Source organism: Anatilimnocola aggregata, from assembly GCF_007747655.1.
GTDB classification, from domain to species: Bacteria; Planctomycetota; Planctomycetia; order Pirellulales; family Pirellulaceae; genus Anatilimnocola; species Anatilimnocola aggregata.
Genome location: NZ_CP036274.1, coordinates 4,692,663 through 4,706,018, shown reverse-complemented (window position 1 = coordinate 4,706,018; position 13,356 = coordinate 4,692,663). Strand labels below are relative to the sequence as shown.

The 13,356-nt window shown below is 57.1% G+C and carries 12 protein-coding genes and 1 tRNA gene; 5 read left to right on the top strand and 8 right to left on the bottom strand.

What is annotated here, in order from left to right; all coding sequences use genetic code 11:
• Nucleotides 1-284 precede the first annotated feature (284 nt).
• Nucleotides 285-518 carry a hypothetical protein gene (locus ETAA8_RS17565; RefSeq protein WP_145091037.1) on the top strand — a complete coding sequence of 78 codons (234 nt, stop codon included), beginning with the start codon at nucleotides 285-287 and terminating at the stop codon, nucleotides 516-518.
• Between the two features lie 26 nt (nucleotides 519-544).
• Here the strand turns inward: ETAA8_RS17565 and ETAA8_RS17560 are convergent, their stop codons facing one another.
• Nucleotides 545-1,723 (bottom strand): DUF1353 domain-containing protein, encoded by a 1,179-nt coding sequence (locus ETAA8_RS17560; RefSeq protein ID WP_145091034.1) that lies wholly within the window; start codon nucleotides 1,721-1,723, stop codon nucleotides 545-547.
• A 671-nt stretch (nucleotides 1,724-2,394) separates the two neighbouring features.
• Here ETAA8_RS17560 and ETAA8_RS17555 point away from each other — a divergent pair.
• Nucleotides 2,395-3,816, top strand: a complete 1,422-nt coding sequence (locus tag ETAA8_RS17555) for a metal-dependent hydrolase family protein (protein ID WP_202921046.1) — start codon at nucleotides 2,395-2,397, stop codon at nucleotides 3,814-3,816.
• Nucleotides 3,817-3,841: 25 nt separating this feature from the next.
• Here ETAA8_RS17555 and ETAA8_RS17550 read toward each other — a convergent pair whose 3' ends face one another.
• From ETAA8_RS17550 to ETAA8_RS17520, 7 genes are all read right to left on the bottom strand, one after another.
• Nucleotides 3,842-4,234: a hypothetical protein gene (locus ETAA8_RS17550; RefSeq protein WP_145091031.1), complete on the bottom strand. Its 393-nt coding sequence runs from the start codon at nucleotides 4,232-4,234 to the stop codon at nucleotides 3,842-3,844.
• 462 nt (nucleotides 4,235-4,696) lie between these two features.
• Nucleotides 4,697-5,065 carry a diacylglycerol kinase gene (locus ETAA8_RS17545; protein ID WP_145091028.1) on the bottom strand — a complete coding sequence of 123 codons (369 nt, stop codon included), beginning with the start codon at nucleotides 5,063-5,065 and terminating at the stop codon, nucleotides 4,697-4,699.
• Between the two features lie 104 nt (nucleotides 5,066-5,169).
• Nucleotides 5,170-6,933, bottom strand: coding sequence for an adenylate/guanylate cyclase domain-containing protein (locus ETAA8_RS17540; RefSeq protein ID WP_145091025.1), 1,764 nt, complete (start codon nucleotides 6,931-6,933; stop codon nucleotides 5,170-5,172).
• Between the two features lie 136 nt (nucleotides 6,934-7,069).
• The gene (locus tag ETAA8_RS17535; protein ID WP_145091022.1) at nucleotides 7,070-7,846 is read right to left on the bottom strand and encodes a DUF3050 domain-containing protein; all 777 of its coding nucleotides are present in this window, start codon (nucleotides 7,844-7,846) and stop codon (nucleotides 7,070-7,072) included.
• 129 nt (nucleotides 7,847-7,975) lie between these two features.
• The gene (locus ETAA8_RS17530) at nucleotides 7,976-8,263 is read right to left on the bottom strand and encodes a hypothetical protein (RefSeq protein WP_145091020.1); all 288 of its coding nucleotides are present in this window, start codon (nucleotides 8,261-8,263) and stop codon (nucleotides 7,976-7,978) included.
• A 55-nt stretch (nucleotides 8,264-8,318) separates the two neighbouring features.
• A complete protein-coding gene (locus ETAA8_RS17525) occupies nucleotides 8,319-9,080 on the bottom strand; it encodes a hypothetical protein (RefSeq protein ID WP_238397406.1) in 762 nt (253 codons plus the stop codon).
• A 95-nt stretch (nucleotides 9,081-9,175) separates the two neighbouring features.
• A complete protein-coding gene (locus tag ETAA8_RS17520) occupies nucleotides 9,176-10,579 on the bottom strand; it encodes a phytoene desaturase family protein (RefSeq protein WP_145091014.1) in 1,404 nt (467 codons plus the stop codon).
• Nucleotides 10,580-10,860: 281 nt separating this feature from the next.
• Here ETAA8_RS17520 and ETAA8_RS17515 point away from each other — a divergent pair.
• The 3 genes from ETAA8_RS17515 to ETAA8_RS17505 all read left to right on the top strand — a co-directional run bounded on the left by ETAA8_RS17515 (nucleotide 10,861) and on the right by ETAA8_RS17505 (nucleotide 13,190).
• Nucleotides 10,861-10,935 (top strand) — tRNA-Pro (locus ETAA8_RS17515).
• 395 nt (nucleotides 10,936-11,330) lie between these two features.
• Nucleotides 11,331-11,618, top strand: coding sequence for a DUF6881 domain-containing protein (locus tag ETAA8_RS35915; RefSeq protein WP_145091011.1), 288 nt, complete (start codon nucleotides 11,331-11,333; stop codon nucleotides 11,616-11,618).
• A 357-nt stretch (nucleotides 11,619-11,975) separates the two neighbouring features.
• Entirely contained in the window at nucleotides 11,976-13,190 is a 1,215-nt protein-coding gene (locus ETAA8_RS17505) for a nucleoside monophosphate kinase (RefSeq protein ID WP_145091008.1), read from the top strand.
• Nucleotides 13,191-13,356 lie beyond the last annotated feature (166 nt).

Here is a 13,356-nt window from a genome sequence, read left to right as displayed (position 1 = left end):
GAAATGTTACGGGTAATACTTCGGGCTCGACAGGTACCTCGAATACGTCCACGACAGGCACCACAGCAGCGACGTCCGACCCTCCCAGCTACTGGACCAGGGACCGCGCGAATGGGCAAATTGCCGCACAGACCAACGACTCAACGTCATCGAACTATTGGACCCGTGCTCGTGTCAACGGTTAGACTGTCGCGGGCGATGCGGATGCCATCGACGGTGAATCCGGCAACGAGCGATTTTATGACACGGGAAGATTGATCGCCGATTTTCGTGACGAGTCGAACATGGGCACCTGGTACGCAGTGGATCTCGGCAGTTTTTCGCTCTGGTATGGAACAGCCGATACTGCTGACGGAAGCATCGCATTCGCGGGATATGCGACCGAGAATACCATTGCTGGGCGATCGTCGAGCGGAATGGGAGGATTTCTCGAAGCAGTTTTCTCTGGTTCTTTCTTCCTGGGGCAAGCCGCTGATAGCGTGCCCTCAGCCGACCCCGCAGATTCAACCGCTGAATAGGGACACCCGCCCGCTGATAGTTCGGCCTAACGATTGATCATTTCCATCACACGGCCATCGCGTGATAGTCGCATCATGCTGCTGCCGGTGTATGCGGCCGGTTGCCCCTGTTCGTTAAGCTGCACGTATTGAACCTGGACACGATAGCCACGCTCTGTCCGTTCGACGTTGTACTCGGCAGGTCGATGTTCGCCAGCTTGAGCTTGCAGATGCGCGCGAACAATGTTTTGAGCCCACTGATTTTCTTCGGCTGTGATTGCCGGCAATGGCCCGGATCGTTGCCCGTCGACTGCGTTTCGCCCTGGTTGCGCGCCGTCCCAGCGTTCGGACTGGGCTAGGCGATCCCTTGAACCTTGCGGGGGCATTCCTCGTGGATCGAAGCCAGGTGGGCGCTCGTTCGAGCGGAACTGTGGACCGTTCCAGGGCGTTGTGCTCCCAGCCACACCGTTTGAATCGGGCCGCTGCCAGGTGGGACGCGAAGCGTTTGAACGATCCAAGTCGCCAACTGTGTTGCCGCTCGGTCCATACTTGGGGCGACCTTTCCCATAGCTGCCGCGTGGACGACGATGGAGCGCTTCGCGATCGGTTCTCTCGATCACCGCCGGAGCTGGATTCTCTTCGTCGATGAGCGCCGCGACTTGTTCGACTTCTTCTGCAGTCGGTGGTGGCGGATCGATGCGCACCATTGTCGGCACCGAAACTTCACGCTGCACGGGTGTGCCGTCGGGAGTTGAAGTCGTCTCGACTTGCGTCTCGTTTACCACCTCCCAGCGTGGACCGAAATGGTACACGGCATAGTACAGCATCTTGGCGCGCCCCTCTTCAACACCACCACAGCGACAGGCCTCGTAGAACATGCGATGGACGTCTTGCCACGAGTCGGTCATTTGATGGCAACCTACATCGTGCACAACTGAAGCGCTCCGATATTGCCCTTCAAAGGGTCCACCGATCACCGACCAGAACGCTGCCGGAATCGAAGCGCCGTTGACCACGGCTCCCGCGGGTGCATGCCAGGCTCGATTCTGGGAGTCGATGAAGATGAAGTTTTCCCGCAGCGTCATATTGCGGCCATCGTTATCCCAAGAGGCGACCACATCCCCTTCAAAGCGGCCGAAACTCGTCGCCTCGGGGACTGGCGCAATTTCGCAACCCAAAAACATGAACATGCCGGCCAGCAGGATTGGCACTTTCGATATTCGCATGACTTCCCTCCCGCAAGAGCGCGCTGGCACTTCGGTTCGTCGCCTTGAAATCTGGGGGCGAATGCCGCGTATGGATAAGTTGAATTCACGGCAGGGACGCAGCCTGTTCGTAATTAGCGATTTAATCGGCTGCAGCCAACTTAATCGTTAATCATTCTGCAATCGCTACAGTTTCGCTTGGCAATTTGCCATGCCAGTGCCGCTTTCCTGCCTTTGCTGGCAACATGTCCCGACTGGGCACGCATCGCAGGCAACCGCCGCTGCTGAGCGAAAATGGTCCAGTACCGCTCGACTCTTCTTGGCGCTATCTCTCCGCTCAATTTCATCCTACTTGTTCAACATGCACCCTCATTGTTGAACACCAATCGCTCGGAAACCCGAGAGTTACGCACGTTGCTGTTCAACAATTGACTCCCTTGTTGAACACCCCCCGCCTTAGCGGCCTGAATGCCGGCATGGCACGCGAGGATTGCTCGCCCGCTTCCCAAAACACGCATGCTGGCTGGCTGACAATCGCACCCGGCAAGACTCAGGGGGCAAAGGGGAAGCTACCCTATGTCAATTGCGCGTGCCAATAAACCGACAAGGCCGTAGAATTCTCCATAACACCAGATGTGACCATGTCGAGAGTGAGCCTGACCTGCTTAACACCTGCTGATGGAGACCTCGCGATGGGCAACTTATCGACTCGGATCGTACTAATACCCGCCGCTGGCTGGCTCCTCGGTTTCCTCATCGCTCCCGTGCAAGCGCTCGAACAACGGCCGAAGGGTGACATGACAACGCCCCACGCGCGCGTTGCTCAGTCCGGCGCAGTGATCGACGCGAGTCAGCCGAGCGCTACCTTGTTCAAAAACGTAAAGGTGTTCGATGGCAAGTCGAACAATCTTACTGCGAGCACTTCCGTACTTGTGGTCGGGAACAAGATTGAGAAGATCGGCGGCAACATCTCGGCGCCAGAGAAGGCAACCATTATTGACGGCGGAGGGCGCACGCTTATGCCGGGCCTGATCGACGCCCATTGGCACGCGATGCTGGTGCGGCCGACTCCCGATGAGGCGCTGAAGTGGGATGTCGGCTATGCCAACCTGGTCGCCGGCGCGGAAGCAGCTGACACTTTAGTGCGTGGGTTCACTACCGTTCGGGACGTGGGTGGGCCAGTCTTCGGGCTCAAACGTGCCATCGACGATGGAGTTGTCGCCGGCCCGCGGATCTATCCGTCCGGCGCGATCATCACCGTCACGAGCGGTCATGGCGACTTCCGCCAGCCATTTGAGTTGCCGCGCACCCTCGGCAGCGCACGTTCGCGCATGGAACAAATCGGCGGCAGCATGGTTGCTGACAGTCCAGACGAAGTGCGCGTGCGTGTGCGGGAACAGCTTATGCTCGGTGCGACTCAGATTAAGCTGACAGGCGGTGGAGGGGTGGCTTCGCCCCACAGTCCGCTCGATGTGAGCACTTTCACTGAGCCTGAGTTGCGTGCCGCCGTTGAAGCCGCGGAGAACTGGGGCACCTATGTTGTTGTGCATGCTTACACCCCCGAGTCGATGAAGCGGGCCATCAATGCTGGCGTGAAGTGCATCGAGCATGGTCACCTCATGGACGAAGCAAACGCCAAGTTAATTGCCGAGCGCGGCATCTGGCTGAGTATTCAGCCTTTCCCCGACGAGATGGCTAACGCTTTTCCGCCGGGTTCACTGCAGCGGGCCAAGTTTGCTGAGGTACTTGCCGGGATGGATGTCGCCTATCGGCTGGCAAGGAAGCACAAACTTAAGACGGCCTGGGGCACCGACATCATCTTCTCCCCAGCGCTAGCCCGTCGCCAGGGACAACTGCTGGTCGCGCTCGCACGCTGGTATACCCCCGCCGAAATACTCGTCATGGCGACCAGCACAAATGCCGAATTGCTCGCCATGTCTGGGAAGCGCAATCCCTATCCCGGCAAGCTGGGTGTGGTGGAAGAAGGCGCACTGGCCGACCTGTTGGTGGTTGACGGCAATCCTCTCGATAACCTCAACCTAATCGCTGACCCGGCCAAGAACTTCGTCGTCATTATGAAGGACGGCAAAGTCTTCAAGAACCAGTTGCGTTGAATCGACGATGCATCTGCTCATCTCTTCATGTCAACGCAATCACGATTGGAATCGGAGTGAACAACGAGAAGTCTGCCAAAGCCCGGACGGCATCGCCACTCAAGAGATGAGCCTGGTGATGCAGGAGCGTGAGTGCGGCGAAAGCAGCGGCAAGGGCAAGATAAAACGCTGCTTCATCCGTGAAGATCGAACAGAAAGTCGCCGTTGCAGTCAGAGCTAGTCCGAGCCAGAACAGGTCGCGCTTCATCGACATCCACCAGCGAGAGGCAGCACCGCTGTCGTTCGTCTCGTCACTGTCGGCATCGCGGGCGGCAATGACCAAGCAATTGAATGTCACCACGATCGCAATTGCGACGAATAGCGGCAGCGCACTTAGCTTCGCCCCCAAGCAAGCGTATGCACCCAGAGCGAAAAACAAGCCAACGCCAAACTCCTTTCCGCGAAGTTTCGCTGGAAAAATAACTGGTGTCACAAATGCCAGGCAATGCAGGCTCACACCGAGGGCGACTATTGCGCCACGCTGTAGCACGTCCGTCGGCAAACCGGCCCATACAATCGCCAACAGGCCTGCACTACAAAAAGCGAGACCGAGCCAAAATACAGGCCGACACGATCGCCCAAATCGCATGCGCCCCGTGGCCTTCGACCAGTCCTGGCAACGAGCGACGTCAAAGAGTCTGTCAGCCAGATAAATAAACCAAACCACTAGAAACAGGGCGATGCCGGAACGATTCGGCAGCGTTATATCCATTGCCCGACTTGTCGCCCAGGTCCAGGTCAACACGACAAAGGGAGCGTCTAGCCCCAGCCAACTCGGTAAGAACCACCATCGAAATGTGGCTGACCAGTTCTCGCCCAGAGGCCGTTCGCCGAGCATGACTCACCGCCCCGCCAAGGCCCAGATTTTGGGCAGAAAAATCACGCCGCCGACTGCGGCCGCCGTAATCGCAACCACCAGGACCGCCGCCGAACCGCAATCCTTCGCTTGCTTAATGAGTGGATCCTGTTCCCGCGTAACACGATCAGCGAGTCGCTCTACTGCTTTGTTCAAGCACTCGGCGGAGATTACCAAACCGAGGCAAAACAAAATCACCACCCATTCCCATGCGGCGAGCGAAAACACAAAACCGGCGATGATCACACCAATTGCAGCGCAGCAGTGCAACCTCATATTCTGCTCAGACCGAATGATGTGACTTAGGCCGAGAAAGCCGATCGTGAAACTGCGGAGGAATTTCGAGAAGTTCATCTCAGACTCATGAAGTTCGGCATGAAGCCACCGAGACGCTACTGACAGTTAGCAATTCGCTTATCTGCGCTTCAAGCTTGGATGCGCCTGAAGGCGAAGACCAGCTATTTGCCATCGAGCCTAAAGGCGGGATCGAAGCTTGACGATGGGTTGTGCGCGGCCTCGCGCGCGAGGCGGAGGAGTGTTCTGGAAGGGATGTCTTCGTGTCCCACCGGGTCTGCCTTGCCGGGGGTAAGCAAATCCACTGCGGCCAGCCATTGGCCGGACTCGTACAGCTTGAGTGCTTGTTCGTAGGTGGTCCGGAGCAGCTGCCAGGCATTGTCAGCTGGTGCCTCGCGGACTTCGAACAGTTCCACCGAACCTTCCAGACCCACGGCGCGAACCTGGCAAATGCGGCGGGTCGCGAATTCGTCGCCGAGCAGTTTCTGGGTGGCAGCTGACGCCAACACCGGAACGCCCAGGTGCTTGGTTGCTCCTTCGATGCGGCTGGAGACGTTCACCGTGTGTCCACGCGGACCATACTTCAGTCGCATCCGGCTGCCAGCATTTCCCACGCGGGCTGGGCCGGTGTTAAGACCGACACCAATCTGCAAAGGCTTCCCCAGGCGGTCTTGCCAGAGAGCGCTCAAGGCGGGCAACTCGGCTTGCATGGCGAGCGCGGCTCTGCAGGCGAAGCGCGCATGGTCGGCTTGATCGAGGGGCGCGTTCCACATGGCTGCGAGGCCATCGCCGTAGTAGTCGATGATGATGCCGCCATGCTTGAGAACTTGCTCGGTAAGCTTGTCCATCACATCGCCAACGAGTTGAAACGTATCGCGGGCGCCAAGTTGCTCTGAAATGCGTGTAAAGCCACGCAGGTCGGAAAACAGCACCGTGATCTCGCGTTCCGTTCCTTCGAGCAGCGCCGGATTGCGTTCGAGTTCAGCCGCCACGACGGGCGAAGCAAACTGTTCGAAACGGGCGCGGTTCCGAGCGGCCTCAGCTTCCTTCTCCATGCGGGCGAGACCAGCACTGACGGCACCAGCCAGGAGTTGCACGAGCCGGGCTTCCATTGGCACGATGCCGGGACGCTTGGTACCGACTTGAATGCCGCGCGAACCGTAAACGATGCCCACAATTTCATCGTGAGCGTCGAAGACCGGTGAAGCGACGACCGCATCGACCTGCGCCAGGCTGGCGGAGTTCTCCATACCTGCCAGGGCGCGATAGAACGTGCGTCGCTGACTGATAACATGGTTGAGGACGGCCTGGCTCACACGACTGAAGCGAGCGCCGGCCGCTTCATGCATCGCCTTCGTTTCCCACCCCGTTCCGCGCCGGACCAGTACCAGGCCCATATCGAGACCAACCAGATCGACCACTGCTCGCGCGGTTTCTTCGTAGAACTCGGCCGTACCAGCTGCCGCTCGTTGCACGGAGAGGAGCGTTTCGAACCACTTGGTGAGCGTGGCTGGCGAAGGAGACTCGCCGACTTCAATCACTGCACCTGCGGTAGCAGCTCGTTCGATGCGAACCGGGCGCGAGATGGTGTCGTAAGCGTTGTCCGGTTCACCCAGTGGCAACTCGTCTGAGATTTCGATGCGCGAGTAGCCAGCGGTCAGCTTCACGGGAAGCGGCAGGATGCGAACCTCATTCGGTTGCAGCGAACTGCCATCGCCGAGTTCCAGTGCCTGACCAAGATTTTCGAGGCGGACTTGGCCAGCGCCAGCTGCTTCGACCCGCAATTGACTGCGCGAGACGTAACGATCTTCGATGACGAACCGTGGGACGGCTGTGGATTCGGACGGCGCACGGCCGAGTTCAAACGGGCCAGCCCCGTGCGTCCATTGGGCGCTCTGGGCGTCGTTGATAACCTGAAAGCGGAGCATGGAAAATCGATGCGGTTTTGAACCAGCGAGCGTAAACGCCAGCTAGCGACGGAGGCAATTCTGCAGGCCGTAGTATATCGAAGTCAGGCCGAAACGACTTGCCCCGATCGGACGCGAAACGGAGTGGCGTTCGCAGTTACTTTTCGATCGCCGCCAACATGCCATCCCACAGTACGAGGCGGGCTTGCAAGGAAGAGATTGCCGCGCGCTCAGCAGCTTGCCATTGGGCTGGATCGTGGCCGCAAAGCATCTCGACCAGCTGACCTGCCATCGGCCCGTGATGATCGCCATCGAGTTGAATATGTCGCTGCAGATAAAACTGAAACTGATCGAGCCCGCCGCTGGACTCAACATTGAGCTCATCGACAATTCGCTGAAAGACGGCGGGGAGTAGATCCTCGCGACCGAACGTAAAGGCCGCGGCAATCGCCGCGAGATTTCCGGTTGCCAGGATTTGAAACGTATGCGCCACGAACTGCCGAACAGATGCGGGAAGTTCCGCCTCGCCGAGGGCGGCATCAACGGAGAGACCACCTTGCAACAGGCGGCCGAAGCGGTCGATCGGTCCGGTATCAGCACCGCAGGCGATCATCGCTCGATGATACAAATCGTAATGGCTCGCATAACTGCCTTGGCCATCTTCGTCGCTCTCTTCGCCGAGAACGATTTCGTTAATCAACCGGGCCGCCTGACCATTGACCGGAGGCAGCCACGGAACGTTTACGCAGCACAGCCGTTGTTGCAACGTCTTCAGCAGCGACATGAAATCCCAGACTGCGAAGACATGATGCTGCATGAACGTTCGCAGCGCCGGCAGACTATCGATGCGCGAGTAAAGAGGATGAGCGAGCAACTGCTGGCGTAGAGGCAACAGGTGCTGCTGGATATGGTCGAGACCAGCGGATGCGGGCATGAGCGGTGGTCGCTAACGGCAGAAGGAAGACGAAACGATGGCGCGAGTCTAGCACTCGCGCGGCTGCTGCAGTATAGCGATCTCGACCAGCGTTGTTTCGGCTATTGCCGCGATGAAACGCCGTGCGGATTACCGCTTGCCGACGACGGGCTTGGCGTCTTCTTTGTTGAGCATGCGGGTGACGAGCGAAGCCACTAATTCGGGCTTGGCTTCTTTGCGCAGGTGGTCGAGCGTCTTCTTATCGACGTTCAACTTCGACAGGTGCATGATCACGCTGTCCCAATTTTTCTGCAGCTTTTTCCCTTCGGAGAGATACAACTCGGTCACAAGTTCCTGCACGCGTTGCAGGGCAATCGTGTCGCGATTGTCGTAAAAGTTCTTGATCGCATTCTGCTGAAATTTGGTGTACTCAGCCATGACCGTTTTTCATCTCCGTAATGAGTCGAACCTTTAGTGAATTGCGAGCCTATCGCTATGAACCGGCGGCAGGGGCCGCTGCTGCGGGAGCCGGAGCTGGAACATCGAGTGCTACTGATGAGAGTGCGAAAGCGATTGACAATGCAAGTTTGCCTTTCTCATTGCCAGTGCTGCTATCGTGCCTAAAGCCTAGGATCACAATGTTTTCTGGGGTTTCATACATGTACAGGCGAATCGTGCCAGGCAGATTCTCGATGGTGCCATTCATTTCGAAATCGAAGTTCCCAGTCACCGCAATCATATTGCCGGCAAGGGCACCAGGCGCTTTGCCCGCGGGCACAAGTACCCAGTTCGCCTCGGGCGAGACCACTACTGCTTGCTGCTTGATGGAATCGCGCAGCTGCTGGGCCGTGGTAGTTTTTTTGCTCACCACGTACAGGTGCAAGGTGGTCGGCAGCTGTTTCCCTGCATCATCGGCCACCATCGTCTCTAACGTGTAGCAAAAACCAGGGATGTCGAATTGTGCCAGCTTGGCCCGCGCAATATCGGCCCCCAGACTGGTTGCCTGGCCACCAGAAAACTTAAGGGGGAGCCGCAACTTGACTCCCGACGGTGCATTGGTCGGGTCGGTCACCGGAAAGTATTCCTTCATGACCAGGTTGTTCACCAGCGCGGCTTGTCTGGCGGCCATCATCTGGCCGATATTTCCCATCCGCGACTCGTATTCCCCCTGTCCGCACCCCCCCAGCATCAGGACTAACGCGCTACAAACTGCCAGCCCAGATGAAGCTAACGAAATATGCAAACGAACTAGCATGCCAGGACTCGCCAGAGGTTTTGATCGATGGAGAAGGTAAGCGGAGTTTGCCGAATTTTCATTGTAACTGGAATAGGGTGGCAAGCTATCGCCGCTCACCCCCCACCGGCTTTCAAACAGTGCATGTTCGCCATGCTAATGCCGCTAATGATCGAGCCGATTATGCCTACGTAACCTTGATCTGTGCCGCACAGGAATAGATTTTTCAAATGGGTCTGCCCATCGAGTCGCTTCTCCGGCGCGCCGTAAACGGCACCGTTATCGTGCCAGGTAAAACGGCGAATCGTCGTGGGCGTGAACATATCGGTATCGATCACATAGCTGCGAAAATCGGGGACGAAGCGAACGGCCGATCCGACCACCGCGTCGTAGCCGCGCAGCTTCTCAAGTTGGTACTGCTCCGGCGACAAGGCTTGCCAACGATCGAAGTCGGCGAGCGCTGTGATGCGAATCATGTTGTCCGGGAGTTCGCCCTCATCGGGCGCGTAGCGAAAGTTGTTGGGTGAGCAGATGACTCCGGTACGGACGTCGATCAGCTGATCGTGCGGTCTCTGCCAATGGAACTTGGGGGAGTCATTAAAAAAGACAATCGTCCGGTCATAGCCCATTTTCTGCGGTGAACGATCGAGCACGGAAACCGTTTCGACAAACGACAACTGCCCGGCCCGCGCTGGTTCTGCGGAGGACAGGTCGTCGCACAGTCGCAAGGTTTCTACTACGCCAGCGGAAGAGAGAATCACTTTCGCGGCCAGTTCCTGACCATTGTCGAGCACCACACCCGCGGCCCGCTCGCCATCGACATGAATCTTGGCGATTCCGCTGCGCAGCTTGAGTTCGCCACCAAGTTCGCGGAACTTGCGAACGAGGTTCTTCAGGATCAAACGCACACCACGAAACGGCCGGGCCATCCCTTCGAGAAAGATCGCTCGAAACATGATGCTGAACTGTCCCCAGTCCATATCGTCTTCGCGCGCGTTGCCGTACCACATCAGCGGGCAGAGGATCATTTCAATCAGAAGTGGATCGCTGATAGTCTCGCCGAGGATCTGCCGTGTGGAGAGGGTGAACATCTCGGCATTGAGGTCGTCGTAGCCGGCGATCTTATCGAGCAGGCGTTGGAAGTTGTCTTTCTGCTGCGGAAAGAGTTTCTCGATCTCGCTCTGCAGGTACTTGGGATCGTTGTTGAACTTCAACTCGATTCCCGGGAAGGCGACGGCGGAGCCAATTTGTGGCGCGAGTGCCAGATCGTCCCAAGCCATGCGCAACTGTCGCAGCAAAACGGCGAGCGGCCCTTTTTTCGCACCTTTGGGCGTGAAGTTCGTAACCGCGTGCAGGCCCACATCAAAGTCACGACCGCGCAGGCGATAGAACGAATTCAACCCGCCGATCGTACTGTGCCGCTCGCAGATGCAGACCTTCTGGTCGAAGTAGGCCAGGCGAATGCCTGCCGCCAATCCCGACATGCCGGCGCCAATGATCAGGGTATCGTAAGTGGACATCAGGCAAATACTGCAATAGCGGAAGGTGACGAGCGAATTTCCATTCTATCCAGCGGCGCTGCGCGCCGCAGGGGCCGTCCACAGGGTGCTGGCTGGCCGGATACGCGTTGACGCGAGGTCCAATTCAGTTATGATACGCGAACTATTTGGCTCCGAAGTGTATCCCTTGTTCAGCTGGTCCCAAGTCGGTCTTTACCAGTTGAATCGACTGCGACTCGTCGGAGTAAGAATAGGTTTGCGAGCAACGTAGCCGTTTCGATCGCAAGTTGTTGGCGGTGTTTCAGGGTGTAGCTCAGTCTGGCTAGAGCGCAACGTTCGGGACGTTGAGGCCGCAGGTTCAAATCCTGTCACCCTGACTGACATTTCCTAACGAGCTTTGATTCTCGTCGGAAACAAACAAACTTTTCCCGCCGGATTACAATTCCGGCGGGGAATTTTTTATGCAAGTCGCCTGATTTCAGCACATTTCAGCTGGTCGGGCCATCGCAGGTGTTGATCGTTGCTGGCCAACCAACAGTCGTAAGCTCCCTTGCGACAACTCGCTGTTTAAGCTGCGCCCCTTTCTTGGTCGCCTTCGAGTTTCCTAACCGCTTTTGAGAGCATCACTCGCTGACTCCGATTCAGAAAGAGGTACTCAAACCTACCCAATCTCTGCTAGCTGACACAAGACTTCTCACAGGCCCGTCTACGCACTCATTCAGTGTGCGCTCAGCTATCGCCCAGTTACTCATGACCGAGCTTTGATCATCATATGACAACGACGTACATCTGCGTGCAATGGATTCATCGGCATTCCGACTATCCGGTGCAGCTATACTCCGAGCTTGACGAACATCGCTTCGAAGTTCGCAAGGTTGAGGTTTCCCGCGACGGCCGTATGAGCTTTGCGGGCGAGCGCTCACAGTCTGGCGACACACGTCTTACCACTGAACCAATTCCATCGTTTGCTGAGATTGCATCGGACAAACATTTCAGCCCGCGAGAGATTTCAGTAGCGGAGTTTGAAGCTGTTTGGTCGGCGGCCATCAATCAACTCTAAAACTGAGCGTAGGTCGGCGCGTTGCCGGCCAGTGAAAATTGGTTCGTTCGGCGGGGCCCTGCAAATGTAAGATTTAGGTCCTTCTCGAGCGGATGCGACAGCTTGAACCTTAGGTCTAGTTGTCGGGAGTTGTCGAACACCGAGCAGAGATGATTCAGGTGCTGCTCGCCGAAGACGATGAAAGCGCTCCAGCAGACTTGTCGCAAGGTTTGGATGAACCGCTCCACGAAGGAAATCTAAACCAAATCGGACACATGAGATGGGAGGGATCGACGAGAGGCAGTCGTCAGCAAATAATGACGGCCTCGAGGACACCGATTTCCCGCACATTCCTCTTTTTGTCGGCATTTTGTTGCAATGACGAATCTTAGCCGCGATGTATCTGACGCTCCCGCAAGGACTCCTGGCGACCTTGAGATTAAGGACGCGCAGCTGATTTTTTCGGCGGTGTGGGACGCTCTTGTTGAAAAGTACGGTCGTGAAAACCTCCGCTTTCCACGCGACTTCATTTGGCTGGGCGGCGCGCCCGGCTCCGGCAAAGGCACAAACACGCCGTTTATCGCCGCGACACGTGACATCTCCGAGCCGCCGGTCGTTGTGAGCGACTTGCTGACGACACCGCAGGCAGTCGCGATCAAGAACGCTGGCAAGATGGTTGGCGATCGTGAAGTGATCGGCCTGTTATTGGAGCAGTTGCTGCAACCCGTCTATCAAGACGGAGTGATTATCGACGGATTTCCGCGGACGATCGTTCAGGCCGAGACATTAAAGCTGTTCTTCAACGCTCTCTTGACGCTGCACGACGACCTTCGTAACTCGCCGCTGTCACGGTATTTTCGCAAGCCGATGTTCCGCATCGCGCTGTTGTTCGTCAGTGAAGAGATCAGCGTCGAGCGGCAGTTGAAACGCGGCCGTGAGATCCAGCAGCATAATCGTCTGGTCCGCGAGACTGGCGTAGGTCAACTCAAGGAAGAGCGAGTGACCGATGTCGATCCCGAATTGTGCCGCAATCGCTACCAAACGTTCAAAGACACGACGTTCGACGCTCTGCAGTCGCTGCGAAAATTCTTCCACTTTCACTTCATCGACGCCGAAGGCAATCTCGACGATGTGCAGCAGAACATCGCCCGCGAGTTCACTTACCAAAGTTCTCTCGACCTGAGCCACGAACTATTCGACCTGATTCGAGGAATTCCTGAGGCAGCTCAACTGGCGCTACACGCCCGGCAGGAGCTCGTCGAACGTTTGGAACAATATGAACAGAACCAACGGCCTTTGTTCCAAAGTGTCCTGCGATTCATTGAGGACAAGATGATTCCGATCATCCGGACCCACGCGATTTCCGGCCACACGCAGATTAACACCGAAGACGAGTTGTTCGACGACCCGCTAGCCTTACGCATGATGATCGACGTCTTTTCGGAACGAGGCTTTCACGCGATGGTCGACATCCATCGCATGGACGTGCCCGAGCGGATCAACCCCGAAACGTGGGAAATTACTTGCCGGGTAAAGCGAGTTTATCGCTTCGAGATTCGCTATCAGGCGTCTGAGATCCGCCGCGGGCAATGAAAAGCCGAGAGATACAATTCGCCATTCGATTCGCCATAATTGGTTGGGCGAGCCCTCTTTGCGCACCTGCTGACTAGGGCGGCCGTAAGAGGTATTGCATCCTTGCCGGCCTACCGGCCCTCAGGTAGGCCGATATGCAGGATGGCGGCGATGGGGACGAACGTCC